The organism is Bradyrhizobium vignae (assembly GCF_900324035.1).
Classification (GTDB): domain Bacteria; phylum Pseudomonadota; class Alphaproteobacteria; order Rhizobiales; family Xanthobacteraceae; genus Bradyrhizobium; species Bradyrhizobium vignae.
This window is the reverse complement of the sequence record NZ_LS398110.1, coordinates 1,509,003-1,526,849: the sequence shown is the minus strand read 5'-3', so window position 1 is coordinate 1,526,849 and position 17,847 is coordinate 1,509,003. Positions and strand designations below refer to the sequence as shown.

Below are 17,847 nucleotides of genomic sequence, written 5' to 3'. Positions count from 1 at the left end.
CTCATTACGCTCTCGTTGCCGTGCGGCGGACTCTAGTCGTCTTGCCACAGGAGCCTTGCGGTGGAAATCGTCAAAAGAAGCAATGATCGTTGTCCATGGCAAAATGGGCCAGACCCGTTTCGAACTAATGCAGGGGCGTCATTTGAGCGACGACGAAAACGCGTGCGCCTCGTTGCAAATGCGACCACATTGGGCAAGTTGAACTCTCGACTGGGGAGTGACTTTCTCCAATCACTTGCTCGGAATGGATTGCCCAGATGATCTCGGTCCCGGGAGACAAGTCCACCTCATTTCGAAAGACGCCTTTACCTTGTCATCGCTAATGCGGCCGCCGGTTTTAGAGTTAAAAGCAACTGCCGTCCGTTCGCACTCAGCTTCAGACGAATAACCGGGAACAGTTGCTAGACTAACGGCGCTCTGAGAAAACAAGGTCAAAACGAGGACCCAAGTATCCATACCTATTCTCCATAACTGAAGCGCTTAGCACTGTTCTCCTCTCCATGGAGCAATGCATTTGGGGCCATGCCAACAAAAGACCAAGCCTGAGCCGCAGACATAATCACTATTCATGTTTGGCCTGCCGCCGGATACCAGCATCTTTCACCATAGATCCCACGGCACACTCGGAATGGGATGCGGCAGACGGTCGGCCCATCGCCAGCCTCGCTTGAGCGTCTTTTCGCATCTTGTGCCCACGCGGGGGAATAGAGGACAAGCAGGCTCATCACCAATGGACTAAATAAGCGACCAAAGCGGCTCATGTATTTGTACTCCGGCGACGCCAGCACACCGTGGGCAGATTGATCCGTTAGCCTCCGCAATCTCTTCTGGATACCGCTTCAATGTTGACGCTGATGAAGATGTGGCCAGGCAATTTGGAATTGGTCGATGTCGAGTTTGGGTTATACGCCCCGATTTTTATGACGCCTCCCACGCAACGTTGTCCCGGCAGCTGGCACTGCGCTCCCATCGTTGGATGGACCAGGAACGGCGTACTAATCCTGACGCTCTTATCAGCGAGTTCGCTTGATCTGGGCACCGCGATAGTGCTGGAACTTCCCGCAAATCGCGTGAGCATCACGCAACCGACAAGTAATGCGTTTGATAATTGATTCTCAAGCAGCGGATCCAACAGCGCCGTCGGTGGGTTTGGCTGAAGTACCGCGCCTTGAGCTACGGCTTCAACTGAGGCCGTCATCGAGAATGCCGAAACGAAAAACGCATATGTTGCTGTATGTCGCGTGTTGGCACCGCGCTTAGCCGGAGTAACGCCGCGGCCAAATATTCGATGACACTGACGAGCGAAGTCGAGTGTTACGTTCCGACTTCGCTCGTCGGCAAGCTCAGAGATTTGGATCACACTTTTTTGCGCAATATTTTGAGGTCGGAGAAGGACCACAACACCTTTCGCCCTTTGCGCAGCAGCTGCCGGCACATACTGGTCCCCCGGTTGTGCAAGTCACTTGAGATAGTTGAATGAGCGGGGAATAGTTAGGAGCAGACGTCCGGTACGGCCGCAGCGCCTCTTGCGCCAATATGGGGCTCGAAATCGACAAGAACAGTGCAGCGATCACGAGCTTCCGAATACTCCGTTTAGTCATGATGGCAACCCTCCACGTTGTCACGGTGTCAAGTAACAATACGTGCGGCCACGGGTTGGACCGCGCGGAAACGACCAGGCCGACGATGAGGCGGCCTAGTCGTTGAATCGATTAAAGGTCGCCACAGCCAGCGCTATATTTGCACTCTTTGTATCGGTTCAAACACCCCTGCCAACAAAGTTGGTAGTCTCTTCCTGCTTTACAGATATTGCCACATCCGTTCGCTTGTTGTTGGCAAACGCTGGCGGCCCGCTGATCGCAAGCAATCTTTATGATGTTGTTTCGATAGATGCCCTTTCCGGGGATCGGCGTGAAGTTGGCGGCTAAAGCAGAAGTCGTAGCAAACGATAGCAATAGTCCGACTGCACCGGCCAAACGCATTTTTACCTCCCATAGCTAAGGTAGATGATCATCGCCGCCCTTGGCGACTTGTTGACTGCTGAATTTTTGCTGCATTCGCTGCGGATGCTGAGTAATCCAGCCAAGATCAGCAAATCTTACGATTCGCGCATCCGCCATCTATGATTGAGCCTAACTTGATGTCCTTCCGTTTGAGATAGTATTCGGCAGTTCCAGGATTGTTGTCAGCCTGTGCGCGCAGGCATCGGACCGAATGTCCAAAGGATGATGTTCAGCCAGACACCGGAGGCAATGAGCGCAAGAAGTATCTTCGTAGATTGATCCATCGCTTTTACCCTGATCCCTCACAGGCCGCTCCTACCTCGCGCACTGTCGATATGGCGTTTGAATGATTACGAGCGTGCCGTAATGGGTGACCTGAACGTTTGGATTTCCCGTACATTGGCGTGCACGCGCAAAGCAGGCTTGCGCATCTAGATGTGGACCTACGATGTTCCACCGCTCGCCATTGTGAACTGCAACGCACTGAGTGTAAGCTCCCTGAGCAACCCTGAAGGTTTCTTCGGCCCAAGCAGCGCTCGCCAACTGAAAGACAGTCGCGAGTGACAATATCGTTCTGAGCCCAGTGGACATTTCGTCAATCCTGGGGTTGATACTGCAATTTAAACTTCAGTTATTGATGCAAGTGACCGTGTACCAAGAGTACCCGCAACGGTGGCCACCGTGCGTTCCCTCTTTTACAAGGCGGTGCGGCAGAACTTTATTGTCGCCTCCGCCGAGGCGCACAGTGCAAATCTCTTCAGCGATCTGATCAGCATTTGAGCCGCAGGGGTGCAACGATGGGGAAGACACCGGACAGAGCTTTTCGCCTATACAGAATCTCGTAGATTGCGAAAAGGCGGTACTGTTAAATGCGACTACGGAAAGCAGTCCAATTACAAATGAACGCATGGCCGACATCCCAAGGTTTATTTGAGTGCCGCGCTTGAAACTAATTCCATTGCAACCTAAGAATTAATCCCGTAGTCCGCTAGTTGACAACACTCTTCTATCAGTGGCGTCCAATTGTCGCAGATAGGGCAGTGTGTCTTACTTGCCGCGTCGCGCATCTGCTGATGCTTGGTCAGCGAAGGTATTGTTGTGTTCGATCGTAAGGAAGCGACGCGTAGCGATTGTGGCATTGAGCGTGTGCCGATGGACATGTTGGATGGCTACAAGAAAATGGATGTAAGCGCACCGTGAGCGTCACGATAGTATCACCGGTGCCCGGGCTTGACTTGCGCGGAATGCTTTGGATAGCGCGGTCGGGATGATTGACGCCGCCGGCGCGCGGTGATGGGGTGACCCTGGTTCGGAGCGGGTAACGAGATCAGAATGACCAGCGAGTCGCAGCTGCGCGAGAAGCTTCGGAAGATCGAGGCCTTGTTCGCAGGTGCCGGAACTGCTGGTGAGCGCCTTGCGGCGGAAGCCGCGCTGCAGCGGGTGCGAGCTAGGGTCGAGGAACTCGCTCGCCACGATCCACCGATCGAACAGCAATTCTCACTTCCCGACCAATGGTCTCGGCATCTTTTTCTGGCGCTTTGCCGCCGATATGGGCTGCGGCCGTTTCGTTATCACCGGCAGCGACGCAACACGGTGATGGTCCGTGCATCACGAGGCTTCGTCGATCGAGTCCTGCTGCCGGAGTTCACCGAGCTGGAGGGTGCGCTGCAAGTGTATCTGCACGAGGTGACGCTGCGCGTGATCCGCGAAGAGATCTACGACGACGCCAGCGATGCGCAGGAAGTTCCTGACGCCTTGCCGTCGAACTGATCAAGCGGCGAGCTTTGCCTCCGAACCGTCGCGTTCGGCCTTCCAATTCCACGGCAGCAGCGTGTTCAGCTGATTGATCTTGGTGCGTCCAGAGACGATGCGCTCGAGAACATCGGTCAGATAGTGCCGCGGGTCGATGTCTTGCAGCTTTGCCGAGTTGATGAGCGAGCCGAGAATGGCCCATGTCTCGGCGCCGCCTTCATTGCCGGCGAACAAGTAGTTCTTCTTTCCCAGGCCTATCGGCTTGATGCTGCGCTCGACCGTATTGCTGTCTATTTCGATGCGTCCGTCATCGATGAAGCGCGTCAGGCCGTCCCAATGGTTGAGGGTGTAGCGGATGGCTTTGCCCAGACCGGACTTCTTCGAGACTTCCAGCAGTCGCGCTTCGAGCCAGGGTTTGAAGTCCTCGATCAGCGGCTTGGTGTTGGTTTGCCGCACCGCAGCCCGATGCGCCGCTGGCAGACCGCGGATGCGATCCTCAATGGCGTAGAACATCGCGATCCGTTGCAGCGCTTCCGCGGCAATCGGCGACTTCGTCGCGACGTGAACGTCCCAGAACTTCCGCCGCGCATGCGCAAAGCAGAACGCGAGCTGCACCAGATGGCCGCCGTTCTTGATCAGGCCCTTGTAGGCGGCATAGCCGTCGACCTGCAGGATGCCGTGGTAGTCCCCGAACAGCTGCTTGGCGCGGATCGCCTTGCGATCCTCGGCAAACATGTAGACCACCGCCGGCGGCGCCGGGCCACCCCACGGACGGTCATCGGTGGCGATCGCCCAGAACTGGCAGACTTTGGTCCGGCCACGGCCGGGATCGAGAACTGGCAGCGGCGTCTCGTCGGCAAACAGCCGCGGGTAGGACATCACTGTGTCGCGCAACAACGTGTGAAGCGGCTTCAGCCACCAGGCGGCGCGGCCCATCCACGAGGCCAGCGTTTGCCGGTCGAGCGTGATGCCTTGGGCGGCAAACATCTGTTCCTGGCGATACAGCGGCAGCTGGTACCCGTATTTCATCACCGCGATGTGGGCCAGCAACGCTTCCGTCACCATCCCACCGTCGATCGCCTGGGCCGGCGCGGGTGCCTGCAGGACACCCTGGCGGCATCCCCGGCAGCCGTACCGCGGGCGCACAATGCGCTTGACCCGGTACTGCATCGGAATGACGTCGAAGGCTTCCTTGACGGTCTCCCCGATCTTGTGCAGCTGCTCGCCGCAGCAGGGGCAGATCTGGCTCTCCATATCGATCACGACATCGATGCGCGGCAAATGCTCCGGAAGCTTCCCACGGTTGCGTCGCGCCGGTCGCTTTCCACGGTCCTCCGCTCCGTCGGGCAGCCTGCCTCCGGTCACGTCGTCGTTGGCGGCGGCACGAACCGCTTGTGCCGTGATGGTGAAGAGAGACAGCTGTCCGAGATCCAGTGTCTCGGAGCGGGGACCGAAGATCGTGCGCTTGTACTGGGACAGGATCATCAGGAGCTTGTCGTTCTCCTGGATCGCAGCGTCGCGTTGGGCGATTGCCGCATCACGCTCGGCCGAAAGCGAGCTGCATTCCGCCGACAACGCCGCAAGCCGTGACGATAGCACTATCACGGTTTGACGGAGCAATGCTGGATCGAAAGGCAAATCACTCATGCAGAGTGATTCTACAACAACCCCGCATGAGTGACGAACGACTCTTAATAAGGATCAACCAGCTCGTAGTGGCTGATCCACAACTCGCATCGGCAGACGCTTCCAGTCCGAGCCATCGAGCAGCACCGAGAGCTGAGCATGAGATAGCGGCATGACGCCTCCCTTGATCGGCGGCCAGGTGAACTGTCCCTCGATTCTTTTGTAGTAAAGGACAAGGCCGCTCCCATCCCAGGTCAGGATCTTCACGCGATCTCGGCGCTTGGAGCGGAAGACATAAAGTCCGCCGTCGAACGGATCGGCTCCAAAGGCCTCGCTCACCAGCATCGCCAATGAGTCCATGCCGCGGCGGAAATCGACCGGCTGCGTCGCAATCCAGATCGACAACCCAGATCGAAGCCCGATCATCGACCAATCGCCCCGACTGCCGCCAGCACCTCGCACAGTGCCCGCCGGTCGATTGTCCCCCTGACACGGATCCGAACCGCGCCGACCTCGATCTCGATCGCCGCCTGCTCCCCACTCGGCAATTTGCTCCCGCAGCCGATGATCGCGGCCGGCACAAAGCCAGGTAGCATGCCTCTGTCCCCGCGCTCCGCGACTTGCGCCTGCGTTGCCTGGCGACGCCAGAGAAACAACAGGCTTGGACTGATATCGTGCCGCCGCGCCACCGCGGACACGCTCGCCCCCGGCGCAAAACTCTCCGCAACAATCGCCGCCTTCGCGTCGGTCGACCAGCGCCGACGCCGGCCCGTCCCCGTGATGATCTCGATGCGCTGCAGCGTGTCGGCGCCGTCTTCAAGGATAGACGTATGCCTATCCTTATCGCTATCCTTACGACTATCCTTGGACATTGTGACCCCGCGACAAACCATTCCGCGAGATATTCTTAGCCGACCAGATCAGCCCTCAGTGCGTGGTCCCTGGATGACGCTCACAGCGCACCGAAGCCGACCTCTGAACTAGTAAAAATGGTTTTGGAAACAACCCGGCCGATGGCTATTCACCACCGACCGAGCCGCCGCACTCAACGTCGGGACGCCGCGAGCGCTAGACCGTCACTCCCGTAGTCTAGGGACGGTCGTTTCGTACGGCTTCCAAGAGGTTGCCAAGTGCCTTAAGAAATTTATGCGTCGCTCCGTCATTCATAATCTTGAGGGAATTAGCATCGTCTTCGAGCGACCGCGCGTCTTCCGCGTCAATCAAGCCGCAGAACGCGGGCTTGCATGCACCCGCTGCTACCAGGCTGACTTCCTGCAAAGTGGCTGATCTGACCATCCTGACACGGGTATCATCTATCTCAACGTATTCGTCTCCGTGGATAATGACGCCCACGGAAAGGGCAGTGCGCTCCCCGTTCTTGACCGTCTCGAAGGCTTTGCGCCGTGTCGGGTCACCTCCAACCACAAGCCGCATCGCTAGCCCATTGTCGTCGCAGTAAAGCTGCAAGCCGCTCTGCGTCGTAGCGATCACTTCCCCTTCGTTGTGGTCGAAGAGCAGGCGCTTCGGCTCACCCCACATCGGATTTTTGATCGAATGGGGCAGGAAGTAGAAGTACTTTCCGGCCTGCTCAATCAACGAGCGCCAGCGGAGCGCGTAACCTTGCAGGTGCTGCCGTACTTCTTTTTCGTTGGTTGCGCTGATCGACTTCCCATCCACGGCCGTAACGAAGCCGCCGCCTCCGTACTCCAGGTCGTGTGGCCTGCCCGCTGCTATCTCATAGTCGCGCCTGATCATCGCTCAAATTCCTTTGGCATCGAGCGTATATATCCAGCACTTACACACTCACGTAGAAAGCCCGCAAATTCGCTCGTCCGGTCATCAGGAATGCCGAGAAAGTAGGGTTCGATCTGAAAGATTCCGTGCAGTTGCAGGCCCTGGTTGAGCATGGCTTGTTTCATTGCGAAGATGTCACTCCAGATCGCGTGAGCTTCGCGGAGGAGGGGAACGAGCTTCTTCATCCCCCGCTGATAGTACGGTCGCATTTCGTCGCTAATCCCGCCTGCCGCTGCTTTGCGCGCCGTCTCGATCAGAATTAGCTGACTTTTCTCGGCATCCTCCAATGCCCGCAATTCCCTCATCGCCACTTTGAGTTCGGCTTCGAAATCGGGTAGCGCTTCTCCCCTTACCACCCGTTCAGCGTCGGCGGCGCGTTCGTCGGCCGTTGGTCCCGACCGAACACGCTCGTTCAGTTGACGTGCCTTACGTTCGGCGTCCTGTTTCCGGGCCGTGATTTCTTTCCCTTTCGCGGTCTCTTCGCGAAGCTCACGGCTGTATTCAAAGACGTTAGGTACTTTGGTCGCCATCTTAGTTCCTCTACAGGCACAGTCATTCCACCGAAGCATTTGCTTCGTTCGCAACGCGCGTAAACTGATTGGCTACTTGCTGAATCTTATTGTTGTCGTTCTCTTCTACTTCGTGCGTTGACACAAAGGGATCAACAATGAGGACATCGATCCCCTTGTACTTCATTTCGGCGATCAGCGCTTTGACAACTGGCTCGACAATTTTCGTCTCGCGACCTTGCTGCGTCACGACTACAAGCGATTGATCGCGCCCAGAATCCACGAAAAGATTCGCGTTCAACACTTCCGGGTCAACGCCGTGGTGCATTGCGGCTGCGGTCACGCGGCGCTTAATCTCGTCAATCGGGTCTTCAAGATTGAAGTACCAGCCCCTAAGCGGCGGATTCGCGCTAACCATTCCCAACATGTCGGCGACTTCAATGGACGACTTTCCTCCGCCCCCGCCCCCTACAGTTGACGACACGTATCTACGAATAAAGTGGCCGCCATAAAGGTTGTCACGCCGGGGCAGCGTCGAAGGGTCTTGAAAGACGAATGGCGTGGCGGTTATCGCGTTTGAGCGCTTCTGTTCCTTCCGCTTTTCCCGTGCGTTTTCCACGAATGCTTCTGCCGCCCGTGCATTGGCTTCACGCTCGGCCTTCTTGGGTAGAACGAATTTATTCCAGCATCTCTCTGCATCGGCTATGAGGGCTGCTTCGCTGCTATATCTCTCTTTCCAAGCCCCCCGTGAGCGAGACAAAGCGAAATTGTCTCATCCAGTGACAGACCTTCGAAACCGCAGTGCTCGAAGACGCTGGCGGCGTGCTCTGATCTGTCGGGCAATCCGTTCGAAAGCAAAGCCGCTCGAAGAATGTCGCTAGCCCGATCCCAGATGGAGTGTGCTTCGACGCGGCCTGAGAAGCATTCATCGAACTGCGTCTCCCCCTGGGGCTCGTTCAGGTAAGACGATAAGCTGTCGGCCAATTGAGACCCGCTATAGACCAGTCCTTGAAACGGCTCTTTCAGAGTCACGACGCACGGCTCAGCACTGCCCCGCGTGCGAGCTTCGTCTTGGTCGGCCAATTCAGCGTGCCGAGAATGCGCCACACATGAGATATGTCCGCTGTGCCGTGGTCGGAACCGCTGGCTTTCTTCAGCGCAACGGCGAGCGGTTTAGCCTGTTCTAGTGACAGCGGCCTATCAAATAAGATCACCTGTTGACTGTTGCCCGGTGACGTTTCGATCACGAAGCTCGATTCAACTGGCATTTCACCGACCTTGCCTGTGTCGGCGCCCATATCCGCCGCCAGCCCAAGCGCTGCGATAACATCGGACTCGCCACCCTTCTTTCCGCGTGGCAGATTACGACGCATAACGCACAACGGAACGTAAACGTTGGCGCCCGGCGTATTCGCGTGCGCGACTACAGATTCGTACAGCCAGCAACGTCGCCGACGCGGTGGTGCGTGATCGTACCTGGCGCGCCTTCGATGAATACGGAAACAACAAGCTTGCCATCTATGCCGTGGGCACGCTCGTTGATGATTTCAAGGTGTTGCTTGATACTGCGGGGATCGAATGCAGTGACATTCTTGACTGCTGAGTTACTGCTAGACATTACAAGACCTTTGGGAAGCCATCGCGGTTCGTTGGCCATAAATCGCGGATCAACGACCTCCTATCAAGCGAGCCAAATTTGAGTGACGAGATTTTTTTGTTCTGCTAGAGAGCGGCTGTTTGAATCGAAGCGGAACCTGCTATGGCAAAGGCGAGAGAAGAAGCCTCCATCGCCATTCGCGCTAGCTGTCGGTGCGCGGCTAAGGGCAGCCCGTCGCGCGGCAGGGATCAAATTGGCGCAGCTTGGCGAGCAGCTTGAAGTATCTGGCCAGCAAATTCAAAATTACGAGGCAGGTAAGAGTCGCCTGTCCGACGAAACGATTGTCCGAGCTTGTGAAGCCTTACGAATTGAACCCAACCATCTTCTCGGATGGAATGAAAAGATCCCGCCGAAGACAAGGCCGCATTTTATCGTACTCGGTCGTCAGCGTTCAATGATAATGACGACGGACTACGACGGCCTGTTTGAGGCTGGCTTCTTAATGGCTAGCCATTAGGAACGAAGGCAGCGTTGAGAGTGCCTGAAGCGCATTTGTTAGCTTGGCCTCTTGATTATCATCTTCGAATTTCTCGTAAATCCGGCGGTCACACTCTTGTCACAGCACCGGCTGCAACGCAGCGGGTTGCAACCCACCCCTCTTTGCTGTACCATTGATTTTACAGCGAATTTTTGGATTGCTGGATAGAGCGTTGCCCTCCGAAGGCAAAGGTCACACGTCCAAATCGTGTCGCCGATCCAGCACCATGTCCAGATAGTCGTCCTTGCGCCGGCTCAGAGCGGTGTTGCTCATGCTCGCTCCGTCCGTCGCCCCGGGCGACGGCGTTGCGTCGGACCGAACCGCGGCAGCGCGCGCACGCCGCCGCCTCCCGCGCGTTCAGGCCGGCGAACGCTGGCCTCGCCCCGCAGAGTCGCTGCGGTAGCGGCTGGCCGAGGTCTGGTAGTACCGCGCGCAGATGGCCGCCATGGCCTCGATCAACGATCCCCAGGGCGCCGGAAAGCGTTCTTCCGCCATCACCCGGTGCAGCATGCGCGTATAGCCGGCCAGTTCGTCGCTGAGGAACTCCACCACAGGCATAGCTGGATAGCGCTGCAGCAGCAGGATCGCCGCGTTGTCGGCCTCGCCAGCTGACGTGTCCTTGTCGCGTCCATGCAGATCGTTCTGCAGGCGCCCTATCGCGGAGATGAGCCGCAGGACCTGGCGAAACGCCGGACGCGCGCGCAAGGTCGCCATGTCTAGCCCCCACAGCAACGACAGGCAACAGAACACGTTGGCGTAGGCTATCGAATCGATGCCGTTATGCAGGTACTCGGCGTAGGACCAGCGTTCCGGCCCTGCCGCCTGCGCGTGTCCGGCGCGGAGCGCCGCGCAGTAGCGCCTGGTATCGGCGAGAAGCTGAGCATAGTCGCGATGATCGTAGGCTAGCGCGGCCAGCGAAGCGCGCAGCACAGCGCAGCCCTCGAATCCGGGGAGCGCGCACGGCTCGCCCTGCCCCAGCGCCTGCTCCACCGCGGCGAGCTGCTCCGGCACGATCAGGCCAAGGTCGTTGCAATCGTCGAGCCAGAACAGCAGCGCCAGTTCGCGATAGAACGCCAAGATCAGTGTTTCGTCGTGCGGATCGCGACCGGTGCGGACGCTTATGTCGCGCAGGCTCGGGCGGATACGCTGCAGAATGTACTGGCCGCCGTTCACCGCTTCTACGGCATGCTCGTCGGCGAACCCGGTCAGGGTACGCCCCCACTCCAGCACCTGATGCAGCGCGCGTTCTGCCTGGATCATGGCGTCGCTCCTACTCTCTCGGTCAGGACGGGCCGCCCCAACGAAGCGCCAGCCACAAGCCGGCGAGTTCGGCCACGCGCACGACCCGAGTGGGGCAATACAGTTCCTTGCCGATCCACAATGGCGTTTTCGGCAATGCATGCGCCGCATGGCGGGCGAGCATCCACTCTAGCGCACGCGCCACCACCTGTGCGATGCGCCGGCGCCCTGGGGTTTTTTCTCTCTCGTCCATCACGCGTAATGCGAACAACGCATAGGCGGTTTCCTCGAATGTGGACGCGCGACCGGCGCCCCAGCCGCCGTCGCCGCGCTGCGCCCGCAGCAGTGCCGCCAGCGCGCGCTCGTCCCGCCACTCGGGCTTGCCTTGCGCCAGCGCAGCGACCGCATGCGCGGTGGGATACAGCCACGAAACGTGCCATTTTTCGTTGTCCCAGAGACCGTGCGGGTTGCGACTGGCCTCGACGTAGGCGCTGGTGCCGGCGGCGGGCTTTCCCAGCAGTCGCAACGCATGCAGGGCGTGGATGTTGGTCGACAGCGAGGCATTGCGCTCGCCGGGGAAGGTGACGAACAGCTCGCCGGTTTCAAAATGGCGCAATGCATCGACCGCCGCGTCGCGGCCTGCAATGTGCAGGACGCACAACGCAATGGCGGTGTCGTCCGCATCAGCTGCGAAATGCAAGGCGGGGCCTAGACCGCGCACGCTCAGGCGGGCGTCGAGCTGTGCGACAATCACGCGGACCGGCTCGGCGAGCCCGGGATGCGCGAACAGTCCGGCCAGATGCAGGGTGTACAGCGACCAGCATGGCTCGAAAACATTGATCGGCCAGACGTTGGGAACGACGCCTTCGACGCCGCTGCGCGTCACCCGCGATGCCATCCGGAGATACGCATCGGCGCGCCCGGCCTGCGGCGTGCTTCCCCGCGTCATGGCGTGCGCAAGCCACGCGGCAGTGGCCGCAGGACTGATGCCGATGCTGCCATCGTCATCCGGGCATGCGGTCGTCGGCGACGTCCCCCAGGCCTCCCAGGAGTGTAGCAACGGATGGCCGCTCGGCAACATCGCCGCCGCCGCCAGCTTGTCCAGGCACGCTTGCCGCAACGGCAACAGCGCTGGATGGCGCGGAAACGCTACGGTACCCAGCAAGGATGCGGCCTCACCGCAAAGCTGCGGCAGGATCAGCTCCGCGCCGATCGGCGCGTCTTCCGGCACCGCATGCGCGTAGGGATCGGGCTGGCGCTGGAGGAACCGGGTTGCCGCCTGGACTGCATCGGCAGCACCGGGAAGAGGATCGGCGCGCTGCAATGCCAGTAACGCTGCCCAGGTGGACGCATGGCGGAACAGCGGGAAGTCCGCGCTTCCCCATCCGCCGTCGGCCTGTTGTTGCGCGATGAGCCACGCGTACGCGTCCTGCCGACCGGTGACGTTGCCGTGGAAGCGCAGCGCCCGCGCCGTGTCGTAGACAGACGGGCCGACGCTGCCACCATCGCTCACTTCGCTCAGCAGGACGCGCAATTCGGAAAGGATCTGTTCGGACAGCACGTTCACGCTGGATGTCCCTTATGCACACCAGTGAAAAGAACCGGGATCGGGCAGACGCCGCGGATGTCGCGGCGTCGCATAGGCAGCGCCGGACGGCCGCCCTGCTCCGGCGCGGCGACGGTCCCCGATGCTGGCGCCGGTCCGGCGCGTAGGCTTGCGCGCAGGCCGCCGCGTACGCCGCGGCGGGCAACCGCTGCGATCTGGACCGCGATTTGAACAAAGTGCAGCATGGACCTCTGTCGCCGGTCGATCGCTGCGGCACGGGGGGCGTCTCCACGCGGGCGCGCTCATGCGCATGACGCGTGCTTGGATAGATACGCGTTGGCGCGCTGTAGGAGTTGTGCCAACCGTTCAGCACGCGACCCCAGCGGCGCGATCGCCTCCCCGGCATCGCGCAACAGATCCAGCGCGAACTGGCGTGCTGCCGGCAGGCCCATGATCGACGCGCAGGTCGGCTTCTGCGCCGCCGCGTCCTTACCGGGGGTCTTGCCCAGCGTCGCGATATCCGCTGTCACGTCGAGAATGTCGTCGATCACCTGCAATGCCAGGCCGAAACAGGCGCTGTAGTGATCGAGCGCACAGTACAGCGCAGCGTGCGCGGCATTCTCTGCGACAGCGCATAGCGCGCCCATGCGAACGGACGCGCGCACTAGCGCTCCGCTCTTCATCTGGTGCATCGCCAAGATCCTGTCCAGCTCGACGTGCTTTCCAAGCAGCGACAGGTCCCTGGCCTGCCCGCCTGCGGCACCCTCGGCTGACACCGCCTGCGCCAGTTCGCGCACAAGCGCGATACGGCTCTCGCCCGGCGCGCCGAGGCTCGCCAGGGTCAGGAAGGCGTGCGCCTGCAGCGCATCGCCGACCAGGATCGCAGTAGCTTCGCCGAACTTGACGTGCACGGTCGGAAGGCCGCGGCGAAGCACGTCGTCGTCCATCGCGGGCAGATCGTCGTGGACCAAGGTACAGGCGTGCATCATCTCAATGGCGGCGCCGACCTTATCTAGGATGTGCGCCGGCGCGTCGGCCAGTGTGCCGGCGGCCAGACATAGCAAGGCGCGGGTGCGCTTCCCCCCATGCAAGGTGGCGTAGCGCATCGCGGCCATCAGCTCGGTCTCACCGTCATGCTCGGCGCAGAGAAGACGCGCCAGCACCTGTTCGACCCGGTTTGCGCCCTCATGCATCCAGATCTCGGGCAGCAGCCCGCCGGATGCGTCGCGCGCCTGAGCGCCCAATCCGCCGAGCGCGGAATCACCAGTTATGTCATCCTGTGGCGTAGAACCGGGCTGCATGTTGTTCATGTCCTTGTCCCTGACAGGCGAGCCGCCGCGGTATTGTCTGCGTCGCACCGTGCGCGCGCGGAGTGCAGCAATGCCGCGCGTAGCCGGCACTGCTGCCGCGCCACAGGGGCATGTGATGCCAGCTCATGAGAATCCGATGCGTATAGTCATGGACGGATGTGCGGTCGGGTAATAGCGCCGGCCTTTTTCGACACCGCTCAGCAACCGCGGCCGCGCCCCGCCCTCGTGCATGGTCAGCGCCAAGGCGATGCAGAATTGCACCAGTTCCAGCCATGCCAGGTGGTAGCCGATGCAGACGTGTGGGCCGGTACCGAACTGCAGCATGTCCACCGGCCGGATCGGCTCGGTGCGTTCCAGCCACCGCGTCAGGCGAAACTGATGAGGCGTCTCGTACAGCAGCGCCGAGGTCGAGAAATGCAGCACCGGGATGCATAGATCGGTGCCCGCGGGAATGCGCCGTTGGCCGAGTGGCAATTCACGCACTGCGCGACGCACCAGGAGCGGCGTCGGCGGATGCATGCGCAGCGTCTCACGGAACAGCGCTTCGGCGACCGGACACTGCGCCAAGTCCGCGTGCCGGGTCGGCACCGCGCCCACGCGTTGCGCCTCCTCGACCAGAGCGTCCCATAGCCCAGGCTGCCGCGCCAGCTCGATTACTATCCAGGCCATAGTCGAGGCCGTGGTGTCGTGACCACCGAGCAGCAGCAAGCGGATATTGGCGACTAAGACCTCATCGGAGAGCGCATCGTCGCTGCGATCGAAGGCGCTCACCATGTCGTTGATCAACCCGGTGCGCGCGGCATGTTCGCGCGCGTCGCGAACGAACTCCCGCAACCGCGCATCGATCCAGTCTCGGGCGGCGCGACCGCGCCGCAAGGGCAGTCCGGGCAGGTCGACCGGGGGCGCGACGATCAACTGCAGCAGTTGCCGGTACTTGCGACGCCATTCCGGCAGGTCCTGCGCGGGGATTCCCATGAGGCTGAAGATGAGTTTGAGCATTAGATCGCCGGTTTCGCGCAGGATGGTTACGTCTCCCCGGTCGCGCCACCTCTGCACCCACGCCCGGATGACGGGCGCGAACAGCTCGCCGATGCCAGCCTGGGTTAGCCCCGTGGGCAGGAACGCCGCCTGGATCGCACCGCGCGCCTGCCGGTGCGCGCCGCCGTCCTGGGCGACCAACGTTCCACCAAACAATTCGGGCGCGATATCTTCGATCAGCGCCGAGGACACGTCCTTGTGCCGGAGCAGTGCGATCGCATCCGGATCCAGACAGGTCACCATGTGTCCGGCAGGGCCGAAGTCCAGCCAGAAGTGACTGCCCAGCGTCCGTTCCGCACGCCGCAGCAGGCGCGGCAGGTCGCAGACGATGGCGGGAAGGTGCCCGACCAAGGGGAAAGCGCCGGGCACGACCGGGATGTCGTGCCGCAGCCGATCTCGACGGTTCAGCGGGTTGAGCAGCATGTCCATCACCAGCGCGGCGACGCAGCCGCTTCGGTGGTCTCGCCGGAAGGCGGCGCGGCGCGGCTGTTTCCACCGTCGGCGTACGTCGGCACATGCGCCAGCATGCCGCCGTCGATGCACACCACTTGGCCGGTGATGAACGCAGCATCCTCAGAGAGTAGGAACGCCACCAGCGCGGCCACGTCCTCGGGGCTGCCGACGCGCGGCAGGAGCTGGTGCCGGCGCAGATGCCGTTGCATGCACTCGTCCAGCTTGGCCAGGAGACGCTCGGTCATGATGAGACCTGGCGCAACCGCGTTGCAGCGGATCTGCGCATGACCGTACTGGGTGGCGAGCGAGGCCGATAGCATGTTCATCGCCGCCTTCGATGCGGCGTAGGACGTCAGCGTGGTGTCACCGCTGAGCCCCTGGCACGACGACATGTTGACGATCGCGCCACCGCCGCGGGCGATCATCCCTGGGATGGCCCGCCGGCAGCAGAGCAATGTGCCGCGCAGATTGGTTGCCATGGTCTCATCCCAGACCGCCAGGTCCAGGTCGAGGATCGCGCAGTCGCGCGGGGTCAGATGCATGGCGCCCGCATTGTTCACCAGGAGATCGACCGCACTGAAGTGCCGCTCCGCCGCATCGAACAGCGCTGCCACAGCCTGCGCCTCGGCGATGTCGATGGCCAGAGCCAGCGCGTGGCCCGCCTCGGCCGCGATTTGCGCGGCACACGTCGTGGCCGCCGAACCATTGATGTCGGCTACCACCACTCTGCCGCCCTCGCGCGCGATGGCGAGGGCGCATGCCTTGCCGATCCCGGCGCCGGCGCCGGTCACCACGGCCACCTTGCCTTCAAACCGTCCCATGGTGTCCTCCTGGATTGCGTTGGTCTCTCGCGGCATGCCGCTCCGTGTCCGCCGGAGAAGGCGCACTGTCGGCGCTGGCGCGCTCGTCACCGCGAGTTTCGCTTCTGATGACTCGAATCGCGGCGACCGGGCACTGGCTAGCTGCGAGCCGCACGGCCGCGTGCAGCGCCTGCGGAACTGTCGCCCGGCACACTTCGGCCACGCCGTCCGATTCGCGCTGGCGAAAAATACCCGGTAGCGTCAGCGCGCACTGTCCGCTGGTTCCGCACAGATCCTGGTCGACTAAGACTCGCATCACAGCCCCTGCGCATGCAGCCGCACCGGAAGCGCGCGGAACGTCCTAAGGAATGCGGAGGGCTCCCGGGTCGGCAGCTCGGCCAATGCCAGCGTGGGGAAGCGCGCCTGAATCCGCGGCAAACTTTCGGCCAACTGCACCCGGGCCAGTTGCGCACCGAGGCAGAAGTGGATGCCGTGACCGAAGCTCAGCATGATCTTCCCGTCGGTCGACATGCCGGGACTAGTGCCGTAGAACCGGGCAGGATCGAAGCGGTCGGGATCGGCGAAGGCGTCGGGGTCGCGATTCCCAGATGCGATCAGCACGCGCACGTCCGCGTTCTTCGGGATCACCACGCCGCCTAATTCGATGTCGTGCTGGGCGATACGCGGAATGGAGCTGAACATGGCGGGCGCGTCGCAACGCAGGACCTCTTCGACGAATGCCTTCACCCGCATGGCGTCTCCCTGCAGCCACTGCCGCTGTTCGGGATAGGCCAGCATCGCCAGGACCGCATGGTCGATGGTCGCAGCAGTGGTGGCGAAGCCACCCAGCAGCATGCCCCACAACATGCTGATCAACTCCGCATCTGAAAGCGTGTCGGCATCATCGTCGTGTGCGAGGACCAGCATCGACACGATGTCGTGGCACGGATCGGTGCGCTTGCTCTGTATGAGAGCGCCGAAATAGGCCTTCACTTTGGCACTGGCCGCGTCCGCCGCGGCGAGCCGGGAATCGCTGGCGTGTGGGCTCAGGCCTTCCAGAATGGCGCCGATGCCCGCGGCGAGCCCGAACATGTCGTCCCGAGGCATGCCAAACAGTTCGGCGAAGACCAGTATGGGCACGGCCAGCGCGAATTCCCGATGCAGGTCCACGGCCTCCCCGCGCTCCAGCGCGGGCGCCAAGCCGTCCAGCCGCGCTTCGACGATCCGCGCGATGCTCGGCCGCAGGTTGTCGATCTGGCCCATGGTGAAATCGCGCGAGATCAGCCGGCGCAGATGCGTATGCGTCGGTGGGTCCTTCATCGCTAGCGTGGAGGCCAGCAGATTGAGCGACAGGCTGGTCGCCGCATGCGGAAAATAGCGCGCCAGTTCGCCCGGCGCCGGTCCCCGAAACGCATCGCCCGTGGCCTTGAGGGCCCAGTAGATGTCGGCGTGGCGGCTCAACAGAAAGAGGCCCGACGCCGCGCGATGCACCGGGTCGTGCTCGCGCAACCACCGCATGAACGGATACGGGTCGTGGACCCACGCCGGCGACCCGAGTTCGGCGAAGGCGTCCCGGCATGCTGCCGTGGTTTCTTGCACGTCCATCTTTGTTACCGGTTAGCTGGCTGATCTGACCGGTGCA

General features: G+C 61.3%; 18 protein-coding genes. 3 read left to right on the top strand and 15 right to left on the bottom strand.

All coding sequences use genetic code 11. The annotated features are described in order from the left end of the window. Positions 1-808 precede the first annotated feature (808 nt). A complete protein-coding gene (locus tag BRAD3257_RS39220; protein WP_145986957.1) occupies positions 809-1,435 on the bottom strand; it encodes a hypothetical protein in 627 nt (208 codons plus the stop codon). A 1,900-nt stretch (positions 1,436-3,335) separates the two neighbouring features. Between BRAD3257_RS39220 and BRAD3257_RS07330 the strand changes: the two genes are divergently transcribed. After that, entirely contained in the window at positions 3,336-3,773 is a 438-nt protein-coding gene (locus BRAD3257_RS07330) for a hypothetical protein (protein ID WP_061882017.1), read from the top strand. On the opposite strand, the gene tnpC is transcribed toward BRAD3257_RS07330, so the two are convergent. From tnpC to BRAD3257_RS07295, 7 genes are all read right to left on the bottom strand, one after another. Then, positions 3,774-5,402, bottom strand: coding sequence for an IS66 family transposase (tnpC, locus tag BRAD3257_RS07325; RefSeq protein ID WP_162500148.1), 1,629 nt, complete (start codon positions 5,400-5,402; stop codon positions 3,774-3,776). A gap of 54 nt (positions 5,403-5,456) precedes the next feature. Further along, positions 5,457-5,807 (bottom strand): IS66 family insertion sequence element accessory protein TnpB, encoded by a 351-nt coding sequence (tnpB, locus tag BRAD3257_RS07320; RefSeq protein WP_122401294.1) that lies wholly within the window; start codon positions 5,805-5,807, stop codon positions 5,457-5,459. Continuing rightward, complete coding sequence (tnpA, locus tag BRAD3257_RS41685) at positions 5,804-6,253, bottom strand: IS66-like element accessory protein TnpA (RefSeq protein ID WP_160118757.1); 450 nt, start codon at positions 6,251-6,253, stop codon at positions 5,804-5,806. Before tnpA ends, tnpB begins: the two co-directional genes overlap by 4 nt. Positions 6,254-6,470: 217 nt before the next feature. Next, a complete protein-coding gene (locus BRAD3257_RS07310) occupies positions 6,471-7,136 on the bottom strand; it encodes an HK97 family phage prohead protease (protein ID WP_122401292.1) in 666 nt (221 codons plus the stop codon). After that, positions 7,133-7,705 (bottom strand): hypothetical protein, encoded by a 573-nt coding sequence (locus BRAD3257_RS07305; RefSeq protein ID WP_122401291.1) that lies wholly within the window; start codon positions 7,703-7,705, stop codon positions 7,133-7,135. The genes BRAD3257_RS07310 and BRAD3257_RS07305 overlap by 4 nt, the downstream gene beginning before the upstream one ends. Positions 7,706-7,727: 22 nt before the next feature. Beyond that, positions 7,728-8,444 carry an AAA family ATPase gene (locus tag BRAD3257_RS07300; protein ID WP_122401290.1) on the bottom strand — a complete coding sequence of 239 codons (717 nt, stop codon included), beginning with the start codon at positions 8,442-8,444 and terminating at the stop codon, positions 7,728-7,730. 268 nt (positions 8,445-8,712) lie between these two features. Next, a complete protein-coding gene (locus BRAD3257_RS07295; RefSeq protein WP_122401289.1) occupies positions 8,713-9,057 on the bottom strand; it encodes a DNA-primase RepB domain-containing protein in 345 nt (114 codons plus the stop codon). An 89-nt stretch (positions 9,058-9,146) separates the two neighbouring features. On the opposite strand from BRAD3257_RS07295, the gene BRAD3257_RS39615 reads away from it, so the two are divergent. Further along, positions 9,147-9,287 (top strand): hypothetical protein, encoded by a 141-nt coding sequence (locus BRAD3257_RS39615; protein WP_160118756.1) that lies wholly within the window; start codon positions 9,147-9,149, stop codon positions 9,285-9,287. Between the two features lie 97 nt (positions 9,288-9,384). Next, on the top strand, positions 9,385-9,798 hold the full coding sequence (locus BRAD3257_RS41680) for a helix-turn-helix domain-containing protein (protein ID WP_122401288.1): 414 nt from the start codon (positions 9,385-9,387) through the stop codon (positions 9,796-9,798). A 378-nt stretch (positions 9,799-10,176) separates the two neighbouring features. On the opposite strand, the gene BRAD3257_RS07280 is transcribed toward BRAD3257_RS41680, so the two are convergent. The 7 genes from BRAD3257_RS07280 to BRAD3257_RS07245 form a co-directional block, all read right to left on the bottom strand. Then, positions 10,177-11,079 (bottom strand): terpene synthase family protein, encoded by a 903-nt coding sequence (locus BRAD3257_RS07280; protein ID WP_122401287.1) that lies wholly within the window; start codon positions 11,077-11,079, stop codon positions 10,177-10,179. 22 nt (positions 11,080-11,101) lie between these two features. After that, positions 11,102-12,625 (bottom strand): hypothetical protein, encoded by a 1,524-nt coding sequence (locus BRAD3257_RS07275; protein ID WP_122401286.1) that lies wholly within the window; start codon positions 12,623-12,625, stop codon positions 11,102-11,104. 281 nt (positions 12,626-12,906) lie between these two features. After that, on the bottom strand, positions 12,907-13,905 hold the full coding sequence (locus BRAD3257_RS07265; protein ID WP_122406418.1) for a polyprenyl synthetase family protein: 999 nt from the start codon (positions 13,903-13,905) through the stop codon (positions 12,907-12,909). A 132-nt stretch (positions 13,906-14,037) separates the two neighbouring features. After that, complete coding sequence (locus BRAD3257_RS07260) at positions 14,038-15,381, bottom strand: cytochrome P450 (RefSeq protein ID WP_122401284.1); 1,344 nt, start codon at positions 15,379-15,381, stop codon at positions 14,038-14,040. Further along, complete coding sequence (locus BRAD3257_RS07255) at positions 15,381-16,226, bottom strand: SDR family oxidoreductase (RefSeq protein WP_122401283.1); 846 nt, start codon at positions 16,224-16,226, stop codon at positions 15,381-15,383. The genes BRAD3257_RS07260 and BRAD3257_RS07255 overlap by 1 nt, the downstream gene beginning before the upstream one ends. Then, complete coding sequence (locus tag BRAD3257_RS07250; protein ID WP_122401282.1) at positions 16,213-16,521, bottom strand: ferredoxin; 309 nt, start codon at positions 16,519-16,521, stop codon at positions 16,213-16,215. Before BRAD3257_RS07250 ends, BRAD3257_RS07255 begins: the two co-directional genes overlap by 14 nt. After that, positions 16,521-17,810, bottom strand: coding sequence for a cytochrome P450 (locus BRAD3257_RS07245; RefSeq protein ID WP_122401281.1), 1,290 nt, complete (start codon positions 17,808-17,810; stop codon positions 16,521-16,523). The genes BRAD3257_RS07250 and BRAD3257_RS07245 overlap by 1 nt, the downstream gene beginning before the upstream one ends. Positions 17,811-17,847: the final 37 nt, after the last annotated feature.